Origin of the sequence: Pseudomonas sp. SG-MS2 (genome assembly GCF_009933855.1) — a bacterium.
GTDB lineage: Bacteria > Pseudomonadota > Gammaproteobacteria > Pseudomonadales > Pseudomonadaceae > Aquipseudomonas > Aquipseudomonas putida_E.
Genome location: NZ_MOMO01000074.1, coordinates 22,108 through 42,405, shown reverse-complemented (window position 1 = coordinate 42,405; position 20,298 = coordinate 22,108). Strand labels below are relative to the sequence as shown.

General features: G+C 64.8%; 20 protein-coding genes and 1 pseudogene. 6 read left to right on the top strand and 15 right to left on the bottom strand.

What is annotated here, in order from left to right; all coding sequences use genetic code 11:
• Positions 1-69: 69 nt before the first annotated feature.
• From BLX42_RS06145 to BLX42_RS26825, 5 genes and pseudogenes are all read left to right on the top strand, one after another.
• Positions 70-642, top strand: coding sequence for a cupin domain-containing protein (locus BLX42_RS06145; protein WP_046785541.1), 573 nt, complete (start codon positions 70-72; stop codon positions 640-642).
• Positions 639-1,631 (top strand): fumarylacetoacetate hydrolase family protein, encoded by a 993-nt coding sequence (locus BLX42_RS06140; RefSeq protein WP_046785540.1) that lies wholly within the window; start codon positions 639-641, stop codon positions 1,629-1,631. The genes BLX42_RS06145 and BLX42_RS06140 overlap by 4 nt, the downstream gene beginning before the upstream one ends.
• Positions 1,622-2,605 (top strand): NAD-dependent epimerase/dehydratase family protein, encoded by a 984-nt coding sequence (locus tag BLX42_RS06135; RefSeq protein WP_161871381.1) that lies wholly within the window; start codon positions 1,622-1,624, stop codon positions 2,603-2,605. Before BLX42_RS06140 ends, BLX42_RS06135 begins: the two co-directional genes overlap by 10 nt.
• Complete coding sequence (locus BLX42_RS06130) at positions 2,602-3,384, top strand: cyclase family protein (RefSeq protein WP_115275122.1); 783 nt, start codon at positions 2,602-2,604, stop codon at positions 3,382-3,384. Before BLX42_RS06135 ends, BLX42_RS06130 begins: the two co-directional genes overlap by 4 nt.
• Positions 3,385-3,681: 297 nt before the next feature.
• A pseudogene (locus BLX42_RS26825) lies at positions 3,682-3,822 on the top strand (DUF6021 family protein); the annotation flags it as partial.
• Positions 3,823-3,856: 34 nt separating this feature from the next.
• On the opposite strand, the gene BLX42_RS06120 reads toward BLX42_RS26825, so the two are convergent.
• Genes BLX42_RS06120 through BLX42_RS06110 form a run of 3 tightly spaced genes read right to left on the bottom strand, consistent with a single transcriptional unit; the run spans position 3,857 to position 7,703 of the window.
• Entirely contained in the window at positions 3,857-5,617 is a 1,761-nt protein-coding gene (locus BLX42_RS06120; protein ID WP_161871379.1) for a S8/S53 family peptidase, read from the bottom strand.
• A 3-nt stretch (positions 5,618-5,620) separates the two neighbouring features.
• Complete coding sequence (locus BLX42_RS06115; protein ID WP_161871378.1) at positions 5,621-7,474, bottom strand: ABC transporter ATP-binding protein; 1,854 nt, start codon at positions 7,472-7,474, stop codon at positions 5,621-5,623.
• Between the two features lie 16 nt (positions 7,475-7,490).
• Positions 7,491-7,703 (bottom strand): hypothetical protein, encoded by a 213-nt coding sequence (locus tag BLX42_RS06110; protein WP_196998024.1) that lies wholly within the window; start codon positions 7,701-7,703, stop codon positions 7,491-7,493.
• Between the two features lie 216 nt (positions 7,704-7,919).
• Between BLX42_RS06110 and BLX42_RS06105 the strand changes: the two genes are divergently transcribed.
• A complete protein-coding gene (locus BLX42_RS06105; protein WP_119688785.1) occupies positions 7,920-8,300 on the top strand; it encodes a termination factor Rho in 381 nt (126 codons plus the stop codon).
• A 24-nt stretch (positions 8,301-8,324) separates the two neighbouring features.
• Here BLX42_RS06105 and BLX42_RS06100 read toward each other — a convergent pair whose 3' ends face one another.
• From BLX42_RS06100 to BLX42_RS06045, 12 genes are all read right to left on the bottom strand, one after another.
• Complete coding sequence (locus tag BLX42_RS06100) at positions 8,325-9,449, bottom strand: mechanosensitive ion channel family protein (RefSeq protein WP_161871377.1); 1,125 nt, start codon at positions 9,447-9,449, stop codon at positions 8,325-8,327.
• 199 nt (positions 9,450-9,648) lie between these two features.
• Positions 9,649-11,781, bottom strand: a complete 2,133-nt coding sequence (mtlD, locus tag BLX42_RS06095) for a bifunctional mannitol-1-phosphate dehydrogenase/phosphatase (RefSeq protein ID WP_161871376.1) — start codon at positions 11,779-11,781, stop codon at positions 9,649-9,651.
• Positions 11,782-12,179: 398 nt separating this feature from the next.
• Positions 12,180-14,417, bottom strand: a complete 2,238-nt coding sequence (gene gspD, locus BLX42_RS06090) for a type II secretion system secretin GspD (protein WP_161871375.1) — start codon at positions 14,415-14,417, stop codon at positions 12,180-12,182.
• On the bottom strand, positions 14,414-14,923 hold the full coding sequence (locus BLX42_RS06085) for a general secretion pathway protein GspN (RefSeq protein WP_161871374.1): 510 nt from the start codon (positions 14,921-14,923) through the stop codon (positions 14,414-14,416). The genes gspD and BLX42_RS06085 overlap by 4 nt, the downstream gene beginning before the upstream one ends.
• The gene (gspM, locus tag BLX42_RS06080) at positions 14,920-15,531 is read right to left on the bottom strand and encodes a type II secretion system protein GspM (protein ID WP_161871373.1); all 612 of its coding nucleotides are present in this window, start codon (positions 15,529-15,531) and stop codon (positions 14,920-14,922) included. The genes BLX42_RS06085 and gspM overlap by 4 nt, the downstream gene beginning before the upstream one ends.
• On the bottom strand, positions 15,515-16,564 hold the full coding sequence (locus BLX42_RS06075) for a type II secretion system protein GspL (protein WP_161871372.1): 1,050 nt from the start codon (positions 16,562-16,564) through the stop codon (positions 15,515-15,517). The genes gspM and BLX42_RS06075 overlap by 17 nt, the downstream gene beginning before the upstream one ends.
• The gene (locus tag BLX42_RS06070) at positions 16,552-17,265 is read right to left on the bottom strand and encodes a general secretion pathway protein GspK (protein WP_161871371.1); all 714 of its coding nucleotides are present in this window, start codon (positions 17,263-17,265) and stop codon (positions 16,552-16,554) included. The genes BLX42_RS06075 and BLX42_RS06070 overlap by 13 nt, the downstream gene beginning before the upstream one ends.
• Positions 17,262-17,867 (bottom strand): prepilin-type N-terminal cleavage/methylation domain-containing protein, encoded by a 606-nt coding sequence (locus BLX42_RS06065; RefSeq protein ID WP_161871370.1) that lies wholly within the window; start codon positions 17,865-17,867, stop codon positions 17,262-17,264. The genes BLX42_RS06070 and BLX42_RS06065 overlap by 4 nt, the downstream gene beginning before the upstream one ends.
• Positions 17,864-18,226: a type II secretion system protein gene (locus tag BLX42_RS06060; protein WP_161871369.1), complete on the bottom strand. Its 363-nt coding sequence runs from the start codon at positions 18,224-18,226 to the stop codon at positions 17,864-17,866. Before BLX42_RS06060 ends, BLX42_RS06065 begins: the two co-directional genes overlap by 4 nt.
• Complete coding sequence (locus BLX42_RS06055) at positions 18,223-18,663, bottom strand: GspH/FimT family pseudopilin (RefSeq protein WP_046785526.1); 441 nt, start codon at positions 18,661-18,663, stop codon at positions 18,223-18,225. The genes BLX42_RS06060 and BLX42_RS06055 overlap by 4 nt, the downstream gene beginning before the upstream one ends.
• Positions 18,664-18,665: 2 nt before the next feature.
• Positions 18,666-19,088 carry a type II secretion system major pseudopilin GspG gene (gspG, locus tag BLX42_RS06050; protein WP_046785525.1) on the bottom strand — a complete coding sequence of 141 codons (423 nt, stop codon included), beginning with the start codon at positions 19,086-19,088 and terminating at the stop codon, positions 18,666-18,668.
• Positions 19,089-19,098: 10 nt separating this feature from the next.
• Positions 19,099-20,298 (bottom strand): type II secretion system F family protein, encoded by a 1,200-nt coding sequence (locus BLX42_RS06045; RefSeq protein ID WP_161871368.1) that lies wholly within the window; start codon positions 20,296-20,298, stop codon positions 19,099-19,101.

The window sequence follows — 20,298 nt, the reverse complement described above, 5'->3', positions numbered from 1 at the left end:
CGATCAGCTTTCCAACACAGGCCCAGGTGCCGCCCCTGGCACCGGCCACGGTAATTGACAGGAGACAGCATGCAGTCACTTGCAACCTTCAAACGCGTCGTCACCGGCCACGACTCCCAAGGGCAGGCGGTAGTGGCCAGTTGTGGCCCTACGGCGCATGACTTTGCGCTCAAGGCGGTGCCTGGCACGGTGTTCTACGAAGTGTGGAACAGTGCCGGCAGCCCGGCGCTGCTGGATAACGGCGACGACCCGACCGCCCGGCCCCTGCAATTGAGCCCCGGCCCGTTGGGCAGTGTGATCCGCGTGGTGGATATCCCGCCGGACAGCCTGCAGAACCAGGTCAGCGCTGAGCAGGCGGCGGCCGCCTTCGCCGAAATCGGCGAAGCGCATGCCGGCACCGGCAACGCTGATTCAAAGCACAAACTGATGCACCGCACAGAAACCCTGGATTACGGGATCGTCACTGAAGGTGAGGTGTGGCTGGTGCTGGACGGCGACGAGGTACACCTCAAGCGGGGTGACATCGTCGTGCAGCGCGGCACCAACCATGCCTGGAGCAACCGCACCGCGCAGATGGCCCGCATGGTGTTCATCCTGCTTGACGGTCGTTACGCCGAGCAGCTCAAGGAGGTGCTGCCATGAAGCTCGCCACACTCAATGACGGTAGCCGCGCTGGCCGCCTGCTGGTGGTTGCCCGCAACCTGGAGCGGGCGGTGGAGGCCAGCAGCATCGCCGCTACGCTGCAGGCTGCACTGGACGACTGGGCGCAGGTCGAGGGCGACCTGCAGCAATTGTATGAGCAACTCAACGCCGGGCAGGCCCCGGGTGCGTTCGACCTTGACCTGGCATTGCTCGCCGCGCCGCTGCCCCAGGCCAGGCAGTGGCTGGACGCGTCATCCTTCCTCAGCCACGGCGAGCTGATGCAGAAGGCCTTCAACCTGGACCCCATCGATGGCGTCGAGCACATACCGTTGATCTATCAGGGGGCCGGCGACGACTTTCTTGGGCCGCGGGCCGACATTCCCTTGCCCAGCGAGGCCCACGGCATCGATTTCGAGGGCGAGTTCGCGGTGCTGGTCGATGACGTGCCCATGGGCTGCCCGCCGGACCGGGCCTTGCAGCATGTGCGTCTGGTGCTGCAACTCAACGACGTCAGCTTGCGTGCACTGGCGCCCAGGGAAATGAAGACCGGCTTCGGCTTTGTCCAGGCCAAGCCCGCCAGCAGCTTTGCTCCGGTGGCGGTTACCCCCGACGAACTCGGCGACGCCTGGCGCGACGGTCGTGTGCACCTGCCGTTGAACGTGGAGTGGAACGGCGAGTGGTTTGGCCACCCCCATGGCGGAGCCATGCATTTCGGGTTCCACCAACTGATCGCTCACGCGGCGCTGACCCGGCGCCTTAGCGCCGGCACCTTGATCGGCTCGGGTACCGTGTCCAACGCGGACCGTTCCGTAGGGTCGGCGTGCATCGCTGAGCGCCGTGCCATTGAAACCATCGCCCACGGTGCACCGCGCACGGCCTTCATGCGCTTCGGCGACCGCGTGCGGATGGAGGCACGGGATACCTCAGGCGAGGTGCTGTTCGGCGCCATCGAGCAGCGTGTGGTGCCGGGAGGTTGGCAATGCGCGTGATGGTCAGCGGGGCCAATGGCTTCGTCGGTCGCCAGCTGGTAGGGCGCCTGCTGGAGGCGGGGACGCTGCGCGGGCAGCGCATCCAGGCATTGCTGGTGCTGGACCAGCAACTGGACGGGTTGCCCGACGATGCGCGGCTACGGCGCCATTACGGCAGTGTCACCGACCCTGCCTTGTTGCGCCGGGCGCTGGCCGATGGTGTGGATGTGGTGTTCCACCTGGCCAGTCTGCCCGGGGGCGCCGCAGAGGCGCAGTACGAGCTGGGTTACCAAGTGAATCTGCAGGGCAGCCTGGAGCTGCTCGACCAGTTGCGCAATGCCCGGCGACCGCCAGTGCTGGTGTACGCCAGCAGCGTTGCGGTGTATGGCGGCGATCTGCCCCAGCGCATGGATGAAGACCAGCCGGCCTCGCCGCAACTGTCCTATGCGGCCCACAAACGCATGGTGGAAATCGCACTGCAGGACCTGGTGCGTCGCGGCGAGGTGGATGGCCGCGCGCTGCGCCTGCCCGGCATCGTCGCCCGCCCGCGCGAGCCGAACGGCCTGCGCTCGGCGTTCATGAGCGACTTGTTGCACGCCTATGCGGCTGGCAAACCCTATACCTGCCCGGTCTCGGCTCAAGCAAGCGCCTGGTGGATGTCGGCGCGCTGTTGCGTGGACAACCTGCTGCATGCCGCCGAACTGCAAGACCCGGGCTACGGGCGGATCTGGCAGTTGCCCGTGCTGCACTTGTCGATCGCCCAGGTGCTTGCCGGGCTGCAGGCCTGCCTTGGCGACGAGAACCATGCATGCATCAGCTTCGATCCCGAGCCACAGCTCGAAGCGCTGTTCGGTCGTTATCCACCCTTGCGCACAACCCAGGCCCGCAAGCTGGGCTTCTGCCATGACGGCTCAGTGCTTGGCCTGCTGCGCAACGCCCTTGATCTGCCACCGCGCCGCAGCATTGCGGCAACCCGTAAAGGAATGTGTGCATGAACGTGAACAAGCGTCGCTTGCTGGACCTTTCTGTAACCCTGGACAACAACCCCTACACCGACCCACCGCCTTTGCTGCCAAAGATCGACTACATGGACCACCAGCAGGGCTGGCCGGAAATGGCCGCGATGTTCCCTGGCCTGCGCAAGGAAGACCTGCCGGGCGATGAGTCGTGGGCAGCTGAACGGCTGCAGATCACCACCCACAGCGGTACGCACATGGATGCGCCCTGGCATTATGCGTCCACCACCAATGGCGGCGAGCGGGCGTTCGGCATCGATGAGCTGCCTTTGGAGTGGTGCCTGCAGCCGGGTGTGAAGCTGGATTTTCGCCACTTGCCGGACGGCCACGTGGTGACGGCGGCGCAGGTGGAGGCCGAACTGGCTCGCATCGGCCATCAACTGCAGCCGCTGGACATCGTGCTGGTCAATACCCGCGCAGGCAGCCTGTTTGGCCAGCCCGGCTACCTCGAAGCCGGGGTCGGCATGGGCCGCGAAGCGACGCTTTACCTGTTGGAGCGGGGCGTAAGGGTGGTCGGCACCGATGCCTGGAGCTGGGATGCACCGTTCAAGTACACCCGTGAACGTTTCAGCGCCACGGGCGATGCGTCGATCATCTGGGAAGGCCACAAGGCTGGCCGCGACATCGGGTATGGGCAGATGGAGAAACTGGCCAACCTGGAGCAGCTTCCGGCCTATGGCTTCATGGTCAGTTGCTTTCCCTACAAGATCCGCCAGGCATCCGCCGGGTTCGTTCGGGCAGTGGCCATCTTCGATTAGCAAGGCTGGCGGCCAGCCGCCGAGCTGGCCGCCCATCCCGGTACAACGATGGCGAGGTGAACTTTATCGGGCGTCCAGGCTTCCTCTGTTACAGCAGCGGTTGCCCCGGTGGGGCTGCCAGCGCTGCATCACGCCAAAGGTTGAGGAGGGGCAATGAAGACGCAAACCACGCTAGCGCCTGAAAAAGCAGGCCAGGCAAAGGGCCAAGGTGAAGTAGAGCGGGACAACGATGCCCGTCGGCCAGACGGCTCAAGCGGTACGGCGCATGATTCCACCGCGCAGCAAACCGCGCGAGGCAAGGGGCCGCACTCGTCCGAGCACGCCGACGCCGAGGATGACCTGGGCTTTGACCCGGACTCACCGGATCTGGACGACCCGCAGGTTGATCCCCAAGGGCCGGCCAAGCCGCCCAGGGATGTGGAGAAAAAGGCAACATGATCGAGGCCGTGAGCGCGGATGTTCTGGGTGATGCTCAGCGCACCCGCTCACGGCTTTGTACCGAAAGCTCCAGGGCTTTTTGCATGTCCAGCCGCGCAGAACGCCCCACGTCCCGGTCATGCAACTGAAAGTTGCGCTCGGAGGGCAGGATCGGTGCGGTAAGGTCTTCGGCGTCCTCTCGTTCGAAGTCGTGGTTGCCGCCAATGGTCATGGCGCTACGGCGCAGCAGCATGCGTAGCTGCTCGGGCTGCAGCTGCGGGTTGATCGACAGCATCGCGGCCACAAGGCCGGTGACCATCGGGGTGGCATAGGACGTGCCGCAATGCACCGCGCCGGGCTGGCCTGCCTGGCGGGTCGAGGCGTGGGCGCAGGCTGCGGCGGTGATGTCGACGCGCATGTCTACATTCGAGGTGCTGCGCTTGACGGCGTAGTTCGGTGACTCGACAGGGACAGAAGCCTGCCCGCTACGTTGATGGCCGCCCACCACGAGCAGTTGTTCGGTGATGAAGGAGGAGGGCAGGCGGTACTCGTCGGTACCCGAGAACGAGGCGCCGTTGCCGGCCGAGTTGACCACGACCACATCCGGATGGGCCTTGCGCAGCCAGAGAAAGAACTCCTCGAGCAGCTCTTCATAGCCGCCCATGGCAATCCCGGAGCGCAGCAGGGAATCCACCTCATCGCCTTGCACGTTGCGCGCACCGACGCGGTGAATGCCCCAGCTCCAGTTGAGTACGCGCACGCCGTCCTCGACCAGGTTCACCGATGCGGCGATGTTGGCGGTGATACCGGCATCGGAGTTGCGTTCGACAATCACCTCGAAGCCACCTGCCGCCTTGTCCAGCCCCCGCAGGAAGCCGGTGTTGCCCCCGTCATCCCAGCCGGCGGCGAGAATGCCGGCGACGGTTGTGCCGTGGTTGTCCGGCTTGCTGGCATCCTGGGCATACACGCAAGTGCGGTGCCCCTCGCAGGCGCCCAGGTAGTCTGCGAAATCTGCGGTATCGAAGTCGACATTGCGTTCGATCACCCCGACCCGAACCGGGGTGGGCAGCACCGGCACCTGGCGGCCCGGGATGCGCCGCTGGTAGTAGTGCACCGCATCGAGGAAGCGGTTGGCAGCCCATTCGTCCGAGCCTTGCGCAGGCTTGCTGGCCCCCGGCGCCTTGGGGGCGGCGTGTTCTGCCTCTTCGGGCGCCGATTCCTCCACCACCACCGCATCCACGCTGGTTTCACCGCCCAGCCGTAACACCAGCGCGTCACGCTGCACCAGGTCCTGGGCGGGCAGGCGCAACTGATACAGGTTCAGAGGAGCGATGCTGCCCACCACCTTGGCCCCGTATTTGCGCGCCAAACGTTCGGCTTCCTGGCGGCCGTCGTGGTCCTCTTCTATCAGCACGCTGACCAGGTCGACATAGGTGGCCAGGCCATCCATGTTCCTGGCCACTTCCTTGGGCCCTGCGGCCAGCACATGGTTGTTGCGCAGGGTAAGCCAGGCGGCATTGCTGGCACGCGGGCCGTCCTGCAACCACAGCGGGCCGCTTTGCACGGCCGTGCCGTCCAGTTGCAGGCGCAAGGTATCACCCTGGCGCTGGACACGCTCCGGGGCCACTGCTTGGCCGCTGAGCAGCAGTTGCGGTGTGGCCTGGCCAAGCCCCTGCACGCGCAGGCACCAGGTTTGCTGCTGGCTGTTCAGCAAGTCGCCGCAGCGTTTGAGCTGTTGCAGGCGCAACGGCTGCTCGGCGAGCGCAGCGGTGCTGACAGCCAGCGCCAGGGCAAGGGCAATGCGTGTACGGCCCATGGCTTACTCCATGGCCTCGGCCACGCCCTGATCCTCACCCAGGAAACCACAGCTCTGGTGCTGCCACAGCCTGGCATAGGTGCCGTTCCTGGCGAGCAGTTCGCTGTGGGTTCCCTGTTCTATGATGCGCCCCTCGTCCATGACGATAAGCCGGTCCATGGCGGCGATCGTCGACAGGCGGTGGGCGATGGCGATGACCGTCTTGCCCTCCATCATTTCATTGAGGCTTTCCTGGATGGCGACCTCGACTTCCGAATCCAGCGCGCTGGTGGCTTCATCGAGCAGCAGGATCGGGGCGTTCTTGAGCATGACCCGGGCGATGGCGATGCGTTGGCGCTGGCCGCCTGAAAGCTTGATGCCGCGTTCACCCACCAAGGTGTCATAGCCGCTGTGGCCTTGCCGGTCGCTGAGCTGCTCGATGAATGCGTCGGCCTGGGCGTTGGCTGCGGCGCGGCGGATCTGTTGCTCGGTCGCATCGGGGCGGCCGTAGGCGATGTTGTCGCGGATGGAACGGTGCAGCAGGGAGGTGTCCTGGGTGACCATGCCGATGGCGCTGCGCAGGCTGTCCTGGGTGACCTTGGCAATGTTCTGCCCATCGATGCGTATTTCGCCGCTGTCGACGTCGTAAAAACGCAGCAGCAGGTTGATCAGCGTGGACTTGCCCGCACCGGAACGGCCCACCAGGCCGACCTTTTCGCCTGGGCGAATGTGCAGCGTCAGGCCATCGAGCACCTGACGTTCGCCGTTGTAGTTGAAGCTGACATTGTCGAAGTCCACTGCACCGCCAGTGGTCTTGAGCACCCCGGCGTTCGGTGCATCCTGCACCTTCGGGCCGCGCGTGAGGGTTTCCATGCCATCCTGCACGGTGCCGATGTTCTCGAACAGCGAAGTCATCTGCCACATGATCCAGTGCGACATGCCGTTGACCCGCAGTGCCATGGCGGTAATCGCCGCAACGGCGCCCGTGCCCACTTCGCCCTGGTGCCAGAGCCACAGGGCATAGCCGCCAGCGCCAGCGATCAGGCCGACCACCAGCGCCTGGTTGACGATCTCGAACTGGCTGACCAGGCGCATCTGGCGAAAACCGGTGAGCTTGAAGTCTTCCATGGCCGCCCGCGCAAAGTGCGCTTCACGCTTGGAGTGCGAGAACAGCTTCACCGTAGTGATGTTGGTGTAGGCGTCCGACACTCGCCCGGTCATCGACGAACGCGCGTGGGCCTGCTCCTGCCCCACTTGCCCCAGGCGCGGTACGAAGTACAGCATGGCCAGCCCGAACAGCGCGACCCAGGCAATGAAAGGCAGCATCAGCTTGAGGTCGAAGCCGCCGGCCAGGGCGATGATCGCGATGAAATACACGCCGATGCCCGGTGCGATCTCGATGATGGTGAACAACACCTCGCGCACCGCCAGGGCCGTCTGCATCACTTTGGTGGTGACCCGGCCGGAGAACTCGTCAGAGAAGAACGAAAGGCTCTGACGCAGCATCAGCCGGTGGAAGTCCCAACGCAGCCGCAGCGGCAGGTTGATTGCCAGTACCTGGTGCTGCACCATCGTGCGCAGCGCCACCAGGCCTATGCTGGTCAGCAATACGATGGCGATGCCCCACAACACCCGGGTTTCCTGCCCATCGGCTGCGCCGCCCGCCTGCCAGGCCGAAAGCAGGTCGACGACCTGCCCCAGGAAGGAAAACAGCCAGGCTTCATAGATCGACACCCCGGCGCTGAGCAGCGCAAGGGCGAGCACATAGCCGCGAGCCCCCCGCGTGCAGGCCCACAGGAAGCGCAACAGGCCAACCGGGGGTGGTGGAGCCTCGTCGGGTGGGAAAGGGTCGAGCCGTCGTTCAAAGGCGCGCAGCATAAAGTCTCCGAATGGGTCAGGTATCGCTCACTTGCGACAGGGGCCTGGCCACGTGTTCAAGTGGCCGTCGTTCTGCCGCCACGGCCGAATTCATCGTCGCCAGCGCCATGACCAGCAAGGTATGAAAACGCGTCCAAGGCACCCGGTCGAGCCGGGCCGGGAGGTCGGTGCTGTAGAAGCGCTCCTGCGCAGAGGCGCCGGCTGGTTGTTGCATGGCGTGGGTCGTCATGGCAAGTCCTTTTGGCTGACGGGGGCAGGGCTGTTCGGTCAGCGTCTTTCAGAAGAGCCCATAGGCGGATAAAAGTTTGATTCGCTTCGCTCGGCGCAGGCCCTCTGCCCAGTTTGGCATGCCACGGTGAACATTCACGGTCCCACGCTCTCAAAATCACAGGGTCTCAAGGTTGTGCCTGCAGCCCGGCCTTCCAACCACTGAGGAGTCAATGTCATGCCACGTGGAGACAAGGACAAATACACCGAAAAGCAAAAGCGCAAGGCTGAGCACATAGAAGAAAGCTATGAACATAAGGGGGTCTCCAAGGATGAGGCCGAGGCTCGCGCATGGGCTACCGTCAACAAGCAGTCCGGAGGTGGCGAGAAAGCTGGGGGCTCAGGCAAGAAGACCACGCCCGGCGAAAAGAGCACCGCGCGTTCTGATTCCGCCAGGCGTGCTGCCAAAACCCGTCAGGGCCATGCCCGCGCATCAGGCTCGTCCCTGCAGACCCAGACCAAGGAAAGCCTGATGAAGGAGGCCCGCAGCAAGGACATCAAGGGGCGCTCCAGCATGACCAAGGCCCAATTGGTCGAAGCCCTGCGCAGGCACGGTTGAAAGCGGCCAGAGCCCAAGTGCCGCTCAGGCCTCCTTGAAGCCCCGCCCCTCGATGCCCTGGCCCAGGGCATCGGCCCCGTGCGGCAGCGCTGTGACCTTGATCGCCCGCACCGGTACCGCGAATGTTGCGCCGATTCTGGAGAACCGTTCGAGCAGGCGGAAGTTGATGGCCTGCTGGATGTCCATGTAGAGGTTGTAGCCTGGGTCCTTGACGATGTAGACGCATTCGAACTCCAGCGCCTCCTTGCCGAAACCGCGCAAGTGGGCGCGGTCGAAACGCGCCTGCTCTTGTGCCTTGATCGCTTCTTCGACAATGGCCGGGGCTTTTTTCACGGCCTCGGTCGGGGTGTCGTAAGACAGGCCGAACTCAAAGACGATGCGCCGCTCCTGCAGGCGCTTGTAGTTCTGGATGGTGCTGCTGATCATGCTGGCGTTGGCCATGACGATCTGCTCACCGCCCAGGCTGCGGATGCGCGTGGTCTTCAGCCCGACCTGCTCGACGGTGCCGGCCAGTGCGCCGATGACGATGAAGTCGCCCACCTCGAACGGCTTGTCCACGGCAATCGCCAGCGAGGCGAACAGGTCGCCGAGGATGTTCTGCACGGCAAGCGCAACGGCAATGCCGCCCACGCCCAGGCTTGCGACGAAGGCGGTGATGTTCACGCCCAGGTTCGACAGCATGGCCAGCAGTACCACCGACCACAGCAGCACCCGTGCGCCCCACCCCGCCAGGGTGGCCAGGGCGCTGCCCTGGTTCAGGCCCGCGGTGCTGTGCCGGGCGAAGTAACGGTTAAGGCCCAGGCCGATGGCACGGTTGACCCACAAGCCGATCTGCAGCGCCGCCACCACGAACCAGAGGCTGCCCACCCGGCTCAGCCAGCGCTCGGGCAGGTCGAGCATGCTCAGGCCTACCAGCACAGAGGCAAGGAACAGCAGGAAGTTGCTGGTGCCGGACAGCACTTTGGCCATTACCTGGCTCAGCGCGCCGTCATGCTCGGACCAGCGTTGCACCCGCCTGAGCAAAAAACTGATGGCCGCCCGGGTGGCCAGGAAGGTCAGGGCGGCGACAGCCAGCGCCAGCAGCAGGTTGAGGATGGAAATACCGAACACTGTGGTGTCGGTGAAAAATTCGATGATGCGATCGTTCATGAGCGATTGGCCTCCTGGTTGCCCTTGAGTGAATTCGCACGTGCAGTTCATCGGACGCCGACAGGGCGTGAGAGGTCGATCGGATTTTGGGTTTTTCTCGGCCTTTGCATGCCTTGAGCGCTTCGACGCCCTTGAGAGCGAGCGCCGCGCGGGCGGCGCTCGCTCTCAAGGGCGTCTGCATATCACGACGAACCAGGCCTCACTGCGCCGCGTACATCACCGAATCCTGCTCCTGCTGCAACTGCCTGAAATTCCCTGCAATGGCCTCGATCAGCGCCGCGTCGCCAACCGGGTCCAACCCCGGGTAAGGCTTGCCGTTGTAATCGCCCTTGTGGGTAAGCACAGCCTCGACGCTTTCGCCATTGTCCTGGTAAAGCCGCTTGATGGTCTGCGCTTCCAGGTCCTTGCTGTCTTTGCAGCGCAACGCATAGTGAATGCCAAGTGCTGCCCCGAAAGCCAGGCCGGGGGTTTCGATGCCGTGCTTGTGGGCAAGGTCGATGCTGCTCAGGATGCGCTCGTTGCGCTGAAGCTTGCGCAGGGGGTCGCGCCCCACACGGGCACAAGGGTCTTTGAACGACGTTTTGCAGCGCTCCAGGAAGGTGCTGGCAAAATCGCGCACCGCCTCTGCCATGTCGGCATTCTCAGCCACCAGCGCTGGCGCGACTTCCTGGCCGATCAGGCGCTCGGCCAGTTCACTGACCCGGTCGTCGCCCATGGCCTGGCCAACCCAGTCATAGCCCAGCAGGCTTGCATACCAGGCAATGATGGCGTGAGGGCCGTTCCACAAGCGGTTCTTGATGACCTGGATCTGGGCGATGTCGGCGACCGTTTTCACCTGGCGCAGACGCTCCAGCAGGTCACTGCCGCGCTCCACATACAACGGCATGTCCGGCTCGCTGTTGAACAGGATCAGGTGCAGCTGGCTCATCGCGTTGCTGGACTGCGCGAAGGGCCGGAATCGACAGATCAGGCGCTCGTATTCAGGTACCGGCGCGGATGGTTTGCTGGCCGGTGCAGGCTCGTCGTCGAGGCTGTTCTGGAACATTTGCGACTTGATGCGCAACTGGCGGACCAACGCCTCGTTGCTGAGCTTGGACACGATGCGGCTGACCACCGTTTCAGCGAAATGGGTCTTTTGCAGGATCTGTTGAGTGATGTCCGGCGTGCACAGCAATTCCAGCTCCGCTTGCACGTGCAGGCGCACGAACGCGGCGCCACCGATCTTGTTCAGCACGATCAGGATGGTCAGGTCACGGCCCCGGCGCTCGAAGCGTCGCAGCAAGCCTTGGGCAATCACCTTGGCCTGTTTGCGGATGGCCTGCTCCGGCAGGCTCAGGCCGATGATTTCTGCCGCGTTGTACATGTCGATCACCGCCTCGGCATCGTCCATGTCGATCATGCGCACATTTTCGATGGTCTGGTCGAACGAGGTGGCGCCGTAACGCACGCTGTAACGGCCAAACGCAGAAACGGTCTCGCGCAGCATGCGCGAACGGGTGGCGGCGATGATTTCACATGGCCGGGTGTAGCCGTCCCAATGGGAAAACACCTGGGTCAGGTAACCGCCGCCGATGGCGCCGAACCCGTGAATGCCGACACGGAACTGGTTCAGTGACGCTGGAAAGGGCTCTTCAAGCTGCGGCATGCCCAGGTCAGGCACGCACTCGCTCAAGTCGGCGAGGAATTCATTCATGCTGCGGTAGGCTTTCAGCGCGCCCGCTTTGACTTCAGCGGCCGGCGGCTTGATGTCTTCGATCAGGATCGCCTGGCCTTCGGCACGGATGGCCGAAAGCATGCCGTTTTCCGAGTCTTCGACCATGAAGCACTGGCTCGGCTCGCAATTGAGTGCGGTGGCGGCGCGCAGGAAGATTTCGGGGTGGGGTTTGCCTTGGCTGACTTCGTCGCCACACACGGTGATGTCGAAATACTTGAGCACATTGGCATTGATCAGGTACTCCTCGGCGATGGCGCGGCGGCTGGAGGTGGCGACCGCCATGGTCAGGCCAGACTTGCGTAGCCGCTCCAGCACTTCCAGCAAGCCGGCCTTGATCGGTACGCCGTGATTGCGCACGTACTCCAGCTCAAGCTCATCGGCGCGCTGGCGGATCTGGGCGTACGGGAAGTCGTCACCGTTGTGGGCCTTGGCGAGGGCCTCGGCTTTCTTCGCGCTCAGGCCCAGCGAGCCGATCAACGTTTGTTCGCTCAGCGCTTTGCCGGCAATTTCCAGCGACGCTTGTTTCAACGTCTTGAAGCGCAGGCGCTCGGTATCGAACATGGTGCCATCCATATCGAAGATGGCGCTGAAAATGCGTTTGCCCTGAAAAAAGATCATTCGGTATTGCCCCTTGGTGAATCGTGATTCATCTCGGCTTGCAGACGGGTACAAGCGAGCATTGCGAAAAAACCGCTGCTTGAGCTGTCAGGTAGGGGGCATGCGATCGACAGGGCCGCGCACCGGCGCGACGTAGAAATAAGGGGGGGCAGAGCGGGGAGTGCAGAGGATGTCTGCGAGCTTCGAGGCAGCTCGGGCGCCTTGTTTGACTTCACGCCCACTGGCTGCAGATCGGTTTGCAGACAGTGAGCGCAAATAGCGATGGATACGTGTGATTCCTGGCATGGGGTACTTCGCTTCCTTTGTTTGTAACTGGGATTCCTTTTTTACCCTTGCACGGATGCGCAGTGACATGCAACCGGCAAGGGCCCAGTAGGGAACCATGCACGGTTCGTTCTCTATCTGTTCAGCGCTGCTTGCTCCCTGAGCACCTGCATCTGCTGGCGATAATCCGCGGTGACCTGGCGCGCCTGTTCAGGGTTGTTCACGACCCTTGGCGTGATCAGCACGATCAACTCGGTACGGTCACGGCTCTTGGAGGTGCTGCCGAACAGCCAGCCCAGCCCGGGTATGCTCGACAGGCCCGGCACACGGGTATCGGATTGGCCGTTGTCCTGCTTGATCAGGCCCCCCAGCAGTACCGTCTGGCCGCTTTGCACCGCCACTTGGGTCGATACCGCACGGCTGGAAATGCGCGGGTTGGGCTGGGTGGTGGTGACGGCGCTGTCGTCGGCGTCGCTCACTTGCTGCTGGATGTCCATGTACACCAGGCCACCGGGGTTGATCCGGGGCACGACATCGAGAATGACACCGGTCTGCACGTATTCGACACTGCTCAGGGTGGTATCGGAGTCGCTGGTGTTGACGGTGGTCTGGCTGATCGGAATGTTGTCGCCGACCTGGATCTGCGCCTGCTGGTTGTTCAGCACCACCAGCGAGGGGGCCGAAAGTACCTGGGTCAGGCCGCGTGTTTCCAGCGCGCGCAGGGCCACCTGCAGGTTGCTGCTGACGAAGGAGTAGAACATCGAGGCGCTGCCCAGCGCGACGCCACCGGCACCCAGTGCACCTTGGCTGCCGCTTTCGTTGGCGACGGTGGTGCTGGACGAATTGCCGGCCAGGCGGCCCAGGTACCACTGCACGCCCAGGTCCAGATCGCCGGTGAGCTTGACTTCGAGGATGCGTGTTTCGATCTGCACCTGCAGCGGCGGGCTGTCCAGGCGCTTGATGGCCGATTCGATCTCTTTCCACTGGGCTGGCCGCGTGCGTACCAGCAGCTGGTTGCTGCTTTTCTGCGCGGTGATGCGCACCGACTCTTCAAGGCTCTTGGCCGAGCCGTCGCCCGGCTCGGCGCTGCTGGCCTGGGTTTGCTCAGTGTCCTCGTAGTCATCCTCCGATGGCGCCTGGCCGATACTGGCCTGGGTGCTCATGCCAGTGCCGCCCAGGCCTTGGGCCGACTGGCCGCCGGTGCCGTTGAGCGAGGTCAGGCTGGTGGTCTTGAGCCCTGGCGCGACGCTGGCCGCCTTGTCGTCGGTTATCTGCCCCGAGCCATAGATCTGGCGCAGATAACGGGCAAGGTCAGTTGCTTTCATGTTGCGTACGTCGTACACGAACAGCTGTGGCTCGTTGCCACCGCCTTCATCGATGGTGCGGATCCAGTCGCCGACTTCCTGCAAGTACTCCGGTTGCGCAGAGATGGCGACGATCGAGTTGGTGCGTTCGTTGGGCATGAACCTGACCATGTCCGACAATGGCATGCCGCTGTCGGGCCCGAACAGTTTCTGCAACTGCGGCATGAGCTCGGCCACCGAGGCGCGTTGCAGGCCGTAAACGCCAATCGACATGCCCTTGAGCCAGTCGACGTCGAAGGTGTCGATGGTGTCCTGGTAGTTGGCCAGTTCATCGGGGGTGCCCGCCAGGCTGATCACGTTGCGAGCCGGGTCGACCAGCAGGAAGGCATTTTCACGCACGAAGGGCTTGAGCAGCTTCTGCATCTCGCTGGCACCGATGTAGCGCAGCGGGTAGAGCCGGGCGGCGAGGCCCGTGGCAGGCTGGGCGACCGGCACCTGTGGCACCAGTTTGCCGGCGACGGCCTTGTCGGCCGGCAGGATCACATAGCGCTCGCCCTGGCGGATCATGGCATTGTCGGTCCACGACAGCAGCGTTTCCAGGATCGACAGTGCCTGCTGCTTGGTGACCGGCTTTGAGGTGGAGAAACTGACGCTGCCTTTGACGCCTTGGCTGATGCTGTAGTTTTCATGCAGCAGGTCGCCCATGACGCTGTTGATCACCGCCTCGATGGGCTGGTCGGTGAAGTTGAACACGATATCGCCTTGCTCATCCTTCGCGGCGGGGGGCGTTGCCGAGGCCTTGCGGATGAAACGCTGGTTGCCGGTGATGATCTGCCGGCCAGGCGCGGTGCGCGGGGCCGTTGCAGCGGGCGCGGCAGCGGGCTCGAGGCTGGTGACCACAGGTGCTGGGGCGTCGGCGCCGTTGAAGGCTTGCTGCAGCAGCGCCGGGTCGGTGTGCAGGTCACGTTGCGTGGTGGCGCAACCGGCCAGGGCGATGGCGACACTCAGGCCGAGCAATGGCGCACGCAGAGTAGGGAATGGGTGGCGTGAAGGAGCTTGCATGGTCATGGGGTTTCAATACGCGGAAGAGTGATGGCGGAGGCCTTGGACGGCGGCGGCAGGCGCAGCAGTGGCATGCTCAGGGTGTGCTGTTGCCCGGCACGGGTGAAGGTTGCGCTCAGCGCCGTCAGCCGGGTAAGGGTCCAGCCGCTTGTCAGCGTGCTGCCCAGCGCAACCTTGCTGGCTGGTTTGCGGCCTTCGCGCAGGTAGGCCCAGCGCGACGGCCCGTCGAGCACCACGCCGGTCAGCGTCAGGTTGGCCAATGCAGGGCTGTGCTGGCCTTGCTGTTGTGGGTCGGGCTGACGGTCAACGCTGAAGATCGGGTGCGCCCAGGTGGCGGCACGCACTGGCTGGGCAAGCTCGGCCAGTGGCGCGGGTGGCTGGTGGGCGGGCGTTGCTGAAGGCTTTTGCGCCGGCAGCCACTGCGGTGGGTTTGGCGCGACAAGCATCCAGGCGACCACGGCGAGGGCACTGACATTGGCAGCCAGCAGCACCAGGTTAGCCGCACGCATCATGAGTCGCTTCCTTCTGCTGGCTGCGCGTGCAGGTAACCGCGTATCAGCAGGTGGACTTCCAGTCGCCCGGCAGGCCCCTTGGCTGGCGCCGCAGCACCGCGGCGTATGCTCAGCTGGTCGATGAACAGGCTGGGCTGGCCGTACTCCAGTGCATGCAGCAGGGCCGCCAGCGGTTCGATGGCGCAGGCCAGCGTCAGGCTGACCTTGACCGGGCGATAAGGCTCGGCCTGGCCCTGCTCGGCGGGGGCGATGGGCATGCGCTGGGTGATATCGCAGCCGGGGCCGACGTGCGCCTGCGCCTTCACCTGATCGACGGCACGCTGCATCAGGTCGGCGGCTACGGCGTTGGGGTCTTCGCCCGGCAGCAGGCTGTTGCGTTGGGCGGGGTCGTTGCGGCTGCGCTGCAACTGGGCCTGCAGTTCAGGTTGCTGAAGCATTAGGCTGGCATAGCGCCGTTGCTGCTCGCGCAACGTCTGGGCTTGCGCGTCCAGGCTGCGCAGGGGGGCGAGCAGCAGGCATTCGAACACCAGGTACCAGGCCAGCCAAAGCAACAGCGCGAGCACGCCCAAGGCGCAGAGCTTGCGTTCTCTGCTAGTGAGTGGGCGCATGCGGCACCTCCTGGCTGAGCTGGGCGGTGATGGAAAAGCGCTCGCGGCCCGTGGTTTTGTCGGCTTGGATGATGCCTTTGAACTGCGCGTGCTCAAGCGTGGTGCAGGTCTTTACCTGCGCCAGCAAGGCACTGGTGCGTTCGCTTTGGCCGGTGAACGTCACCTGCGTGCCATCGCTCACTTCCAGCTGCTCTATCCAGGTGTCGTCGCCCACGCAGGCGGTGAGGTCGGCCAGCAGCGCGGTGACAGTGGGGCGTTGTGCCTTGAGGCTGGCCAGGTAGGTCGAGGCGCCCAGCGTGGTGTCCAGGGCCTGGCGCAAGTGCTGCACCTGCTGGGCGGCCTCGCGTTGTGCCGCCACTTCGCGCTGCATGGCCAGAACCTCGCCCTGGCGGCGCTCCAGCCAGGCTGCGCCAAGCATTACGCAACAGGCTGCGCAGCTAAGCCACAGCCACCGGCCCAACTGGCCTGGGCGTGACCGCGTGCGGGCGCTTTCGGCCGGCAGCAAGTCGATCATCAGGCGTTCGCCGCGGGCGTCCAGTGCATCGATGCCGACCAGGTGCACACCCTGTTCGCCACAGGCAACCAGCAGGGTGTCCAGGGTACTGCGTGCGATGGCCACCAGTTCAACCTGGGCCTGTGGTGCGCGGCGCTGCGCCACGCGGGCGACAAAATGGACCTGGTCGGCGGTATACGGCGTGTAGCGATCGATTTCGTAGGCCAGCACCTGCATCAGGTTGCGCGTGGCGGCAACGGGCAACTCGATGTGCTGCGTCAGCACGTGCGAGGCAGGCAGCAGCAGAACGGCAGGCTGACTGTGCTGGCAGTCGGCAGGCAACGGCCATGGCAGCACCTGCGGCGTATTACCGTTGCCAAGGCGCGCGGCGACCGCCTGCGGGAGCATGCCCAGCAGCTCGGCGCGCCATGCGCTGAGCCAGTGCCGGGCACGGCTGGCCCGCCAGCGTGCCTGGTAAAGCTGCTGTTGGCTGCCCCAGCGTGCCGCACAGTGTTTTGCCAGGCGGATCAATCCTGCCACCTCAATACCCGGTAAGGCTTGCCACCGGCGTAGGCCGGCAGCAGCACGAAGGTTGCCTTCAGGCGTGACTGAAAGCCGCCGGGCAAGGTGGCCTGGCTGGTGACGGTGAGGATCGGCCCGCCATCCGGCGCGGGGCCGTGATAGTGGGGCAGGCCCAGCACACTGGCCAGTGTGGGTGATGCCAGGCTGGGGTCGGGCTGGGCATTGCCCGACCAGACGGTGATGAAGGGCAGGGCACGGTCATAGACGGCGTAGCTCATGCCGGGCAGTTCGCGAAATTCTTCGAGCATTCGCAGGGGTACCTGGTTGCGCCTCGTCCTTAAAGCCTGAGTGATGATTTTCGAGCGTTCGGCGGTGGCGCCACTGGCACGCAGCAGTTTTGCCAGGCTCGTTGAAGGTGTTGCGTTGAGGTCCAGCTTGCCCCGTTCGCTGACCACACTGATGTGCAGCGTGCTGCCTGCAAAGTGGGCCACGTGGACTTGGCCATCGGCGAGCCAGCGCGCCTGGCCGCCGCGCAGCAGGTTGGCCACGGCCAGGTTGAAGCCTGCCTGGGCGGCGAGCCCGGCCTGGGTCTGGTTGCCTTGCCAGCGGGCCTGGCGCTGCTGCAGTTGGACCGACACTGCCAAACCGCCGAGCAGCACGCTCAGCAAACCGACGACCCAGAGCACCAGCAACAGGGCCGCGCCGCGCTGGCGGCTCATGGCCGGCCACCGTCGCCGGACAGGTCAAGCAGCAGGTTGACCTGCAGCAGTGGCCAGGCCTGAGTGCCTTGCAGTTGCACCGCCACGCGCACTGCCTGGGGCAGGCGCTCTGGCCACGGCCACTGGGGCATCCAGCCGGTGGCTTTGCCCAGCGGGGAGTAGCCGCGGTAATTCAGGTGCAGCCCTTTGACCCCATCCAGCAAGCGCTGGGGCTCGCCCCAGGCCTGCAGGCGTTGGCCTTGCAGCCTGGCCAACCGGATCTCCAGGTGCCCTTGGCGCAGTTGCAGGCGCTGGCGGTAGATACCTCCACCTACAGAGCTTGGCAGCGGGGCGAAAAACACCACTGTGTCGTTTTGCCCTTCGAATGTTGCGGTGTGGGCGCCCTGGCCGGTCGCTGCGGTCAATGGCAACACCTGGCCCAGCGCCTGGCGCAGGAACCGCTGGGTTGCACGCAGTTCATCGAGCCGGGCGCTGTAGCGCTCGGCCTTTGCCACTGAGCGGTTGGCCGCCACCAGGGCGCTGCCGACCAGCCCCAGCAGCAACCCCAGCAGGCTGATGACCACCAGGATCTCCAGCAGGGTAAAGCCTGCCTGGCGTTTCATGTTTCACTGCCTGGCGCGCGTGCGCGCAGGGTGCTGTAGCGCCAGGTGTGCCCGCTCTCGCTCAGGGTCAGGTCCAGCCGGTACAGGTCAAGGCGTGTGGGCACTGCCTGCTCCAGGGTGACGTCCAGCACCCAGTCGATGCCCTGCCAGCTACCCCGTTGCTGGCCCACGGCAAGCGGGCCCAAGTCGAAGTCGTCCAGCAGCGAACGCGCCGCCGCATTGTGGCGGTCACTGCGCTCTACCTGCGCCAGTGAGCGGCTGCTCTGGGCGAATGCGCCCAGCAGGATGCTCGAGGCCACCACCAGCAGGGCAATTGCTGCCAGCATCTCCAGCAGGGTGAAACCGCGCTGACCGGTCATGGCAACTCCCGCACTTGCACGCTGCCGGTGAGCCAGCTGACGTCGATGCGCCAACGCGCCTGGCCGCGGCTGATCAGGATGTTGCCGCCGCTGGCCGCGCCATCGGGGTAGAACTCAAAGCCCGCCCCCAGGCCGCGGGCCGTCTGCAGGCGCACGGTGAAGTCTTCGGGCCAGCCCTGGGGCGTGCGCCCGGGTGCCTGCACCTGCCTGCGCTGCAGGTCGAAGCTCGCGCGCACCGGTTGCCCGCTGGCAATGGCCTGCACGCGCGCGCTACGCAGCGCCGACACCATGTTTGCCAATGCACTGCGCTCATGGGCCACCAGCATGCCCCGGCCAATGCCAACGGCCAGGATCGACGTGGCAACGCCGACCAGGACGATGACGATCAGCAGTTCGAACAGGGTAAAACCGCGTTCGCGGGGCGGGCGGGCTGCCATGGTTATTCCCAGTTGCCCACGTCGGCCTTGTAGCCTTCGCCACCGACCGCGCCATCCTGGCCGAGGAAGATCAGGTCGAAGCTGGCGTGGCTACCGGGGAAGTGGTAAGCGAAACCATGGCCAAAGGGGTCGACCAGGTCCGAGGGCTTGGCATACGGCCCGGCCCAGCGGCTGGCGTTGGCCGGCTTTTTTAGCAGTTGTTCAAGGGTTGCCGGCGGCGCCCCGACATCCAGGGCATAGCTTTCGACCTTCATGCTCAGGCTGGCCAACTGCGCCTTGCCGGCACCGTACTTGCCCTTGTCGACGTTACCGCCGACCTGGCGCACCACGATGGTCGCGACAATGCCCAGCAGCACGATCACGGCAAGCATTTCGAGCAGGGTGAAGCCCGCTTGGCGGGCGTTGAAGCGTTGCTTGGAGGGCATGGGCGGTTTCCTAGATATTGCTGGTAAGGCTCATCAGCGGCAGCATGATGGCGAGCATGATTGCCGCCACCATCACCGCCATGACGATGGTCAGGGTGGGCACCAGCGCCGCGAGCAGGCGATCGATGGTGCGTTTGGCTTCAAGGTCGTAGACATCGGCGACTTTGATCAGCATCGCGCCGAGGGTGCCCGACTGCTCACCGACTTCGATCATCTGCAGGGCAAGCTCCGGCAACAGGGCCTCTGCCGACAGGGCAAGGCTCAGGCTGCTGCCTTGCCTGACCTGCTCGGTGGCATGCCCCACAAGCTCGCGCAGGGCATGGTTGGCACTGACTTCGCGGCCGATCGCCAGTGAACCGAGCAGGGTGACGCTGTTGCTCAACAAGGTGCCCAAGGTGCGCGCCAGGCGTGCGGTTTCCAGGCGCTGCAGCAGCGGGCCGAACAGGCGGTTGCGCCACAGGCGCAGGTCCTGGGCGATGCGCCTGCGCGGGTCACGCCGTGCGGCCAGGCCAAGCCAGCTGGCGCCGAGCAGCGTCAGCAGGCAGGCCAGCCCCCAGGCATTGACGAACTCGCCCATGGCCAGCACGGCGCGGGTCACCAGCGGGATGGGCACGCCCAGGTCCTGGAAGATCGGTACGAATTGCGGCACCACATAGGCCAGCAGCAGCGCCAGCGAGCCGACCACACCGATCACCAGGAAAGCCGGGTAGATCAGCGCGTTGATCACTTCGCCACGCAGTTTGTGGCTTTGTTCCAGGTAGCCGGCAAGCTGGGCAAGGGTCACTTCGAGTACACCGCCGGCCTCGCCGGCCCGCACCAGGCTGGTGTAGAACGGTGAGAAACTGCCGGGGTGTTCTTCGAGCGCCTGGGACAGCGGCAAGCCGGCCTTGACCTGCTCGCGCACACGCTCCAGCACGGCCTGGGCGGCGGGCCTGCGCACGTTCTTCAGTACGGTGCCCAGCGCCCGGTCCAGCGGTTGCCCGGCGCTGAGCAGGGTAGTGAGCTGCTGGGTGATGGTGATCAGTTCCACCGGCTGGAATACGCTGCGCGCCTTGCCCGAACGCAGCAGGCGGCTGCCCTGCCTGAGCTGCAGGATGAGCAGGCCGCGCCGTTGCAACTGGCGAGCGGCGTGGTCACGGTCACTGGCGTCCAGTTCGCCTTGCTGCTTGCGGCCTTCGCTGTCGAGCGCGGTGTAGGAGAAGGTCGGCAC

Excerpts from the sequence above, each read along its gene's own strand:
- BLX42_RS06130 (WP_115275122.1), top strand. The coding sequence starts at position 2,602 with ATGAACGTGAACAAGCGTCGCTTGCTGGACCTTTCTGTAACCCTGGAC.
- BLX42_RS06105 (WP_119688785.1), top strand. The coding sequence starts at position 7,920 with ATGCCACGTGGAGACAAGGACAAATACACCGAAAAGCAAAAGCGCAAG.
- BLX42_RS06100 (WP_161871377.1), bottom strand. The coding sequence starts at position 9,449 with ATGAACGATCGCATCATCGAATTTTTCACCGACACCACAGTGTTCGGT.
- BLX42_RS06065 (WP_161871370.1), bottom strand. The coding sequence starts at position 17,867 with ATGAAACGCCAGGCAGGCTTTACCCTGCTGGAGATCCTGGTGGTCATC.
- gspM (WP_161871373.1), bottom strand. The coding sequence starts at position 15,531 with ATGCGCCCACTCACTAGCAGAGAACGCAAGCTCTGCGCCTTGGGCGTG.
- BLX42_RS06115 (WP_161871378.1), bottom strand. The coding sequence starts at position 7,474 with ATGCTGCGCGCCTTTGAACGACGGCTCGACCCTTTCCCACCCGACGAG.
- BLX42_RS06060 (WP_161871369.1), bottom strand. The coding sequence starts at position 18,226 with ATGACCGGTCAGCGCGGTTTCACCCTGCTGGAGATGCTGGCAGCAATT.
- BLX42_RS06110 (WP_196998024.1), bottom strand. The coding sequence starts at position 7,703 with ATGACGACCCACGCCATGCAACAACCAGCCGGCGCCTCTGCGCAGGAG.
- gspG (WP_046785525.1), bottom strand. The coding sequence starts at position 19,088 with ATGCCCTCCAAGCAACGCTTCAACGCCCGCCAAGCGGGCTTCACCCTG.
- BLX42_RS06120 (WP_161871379.1), bottom strand. The coding sequence starts at position 5,617 with ATGGGCCGTACACGCATTGCCCTTGCCCTGGCGCTGGCTGTCAGCACC.
- BLX42_RS06070 (WP_161871371.1), bottom strand. The coding sequence starts at position 17,265 with ATGAGCCGCCAGCGCGGCGCGGCCCTGTTGCTGGTGCTCTGGGTCGTC.
- BLX42_RS06145 (WP_046785541.1), top strand. The coding sequence starts at position 70 with ATGCAGTCACTTGCAACCTTCAAACGCGTCGTCACCGGCCACGACTCC.
- BLX42_RS06055 (WP_046785526.1), bottom strand. The coding sequence starts at position 18,663 with ATGGCAGCCCGCCCGCCCCGCGAACGCGGTTTTACCCTGTTCGAACTG.
- BLX42_RS06085 (WP_161871374.1), bottom strand. The coding sequence starts at position 14,923 with ATGATGCGTGCGGCTAACCTGGTGCTGCTGGCTGCCAATGTCAGTGCC.
- mtlD (WP_161871376.1), bottom strand. The coding sequence starts at position 11,781 with ATGATCTTTTTTCAGGGCAAACGCATTTTCAGCGCCATCTTCGATATG.
- gspD (WP_161871375.1), bottom strand. The coding sequence starts at position 14,417 with ATGACCATGCAAGCTCCTTCACGCCACCCATTCCCTACTCTGCGTGCG.
- BLX42_RS06140 (WP_046785540.1), top strand. The coding sequence starts at position 639 with ATGAAGCTCGCCACACTCAATGACGGTAGCCGCGCTGGCCGCCTGCTG.
- BLX42_RS06135 (WP_161871381.1), top strand. The coding sequence starts at position 1,622 with ATGCGCGTGATGGTCAGCGGGGCCAATGGCTTCGTCGGTCGCCAGCTG.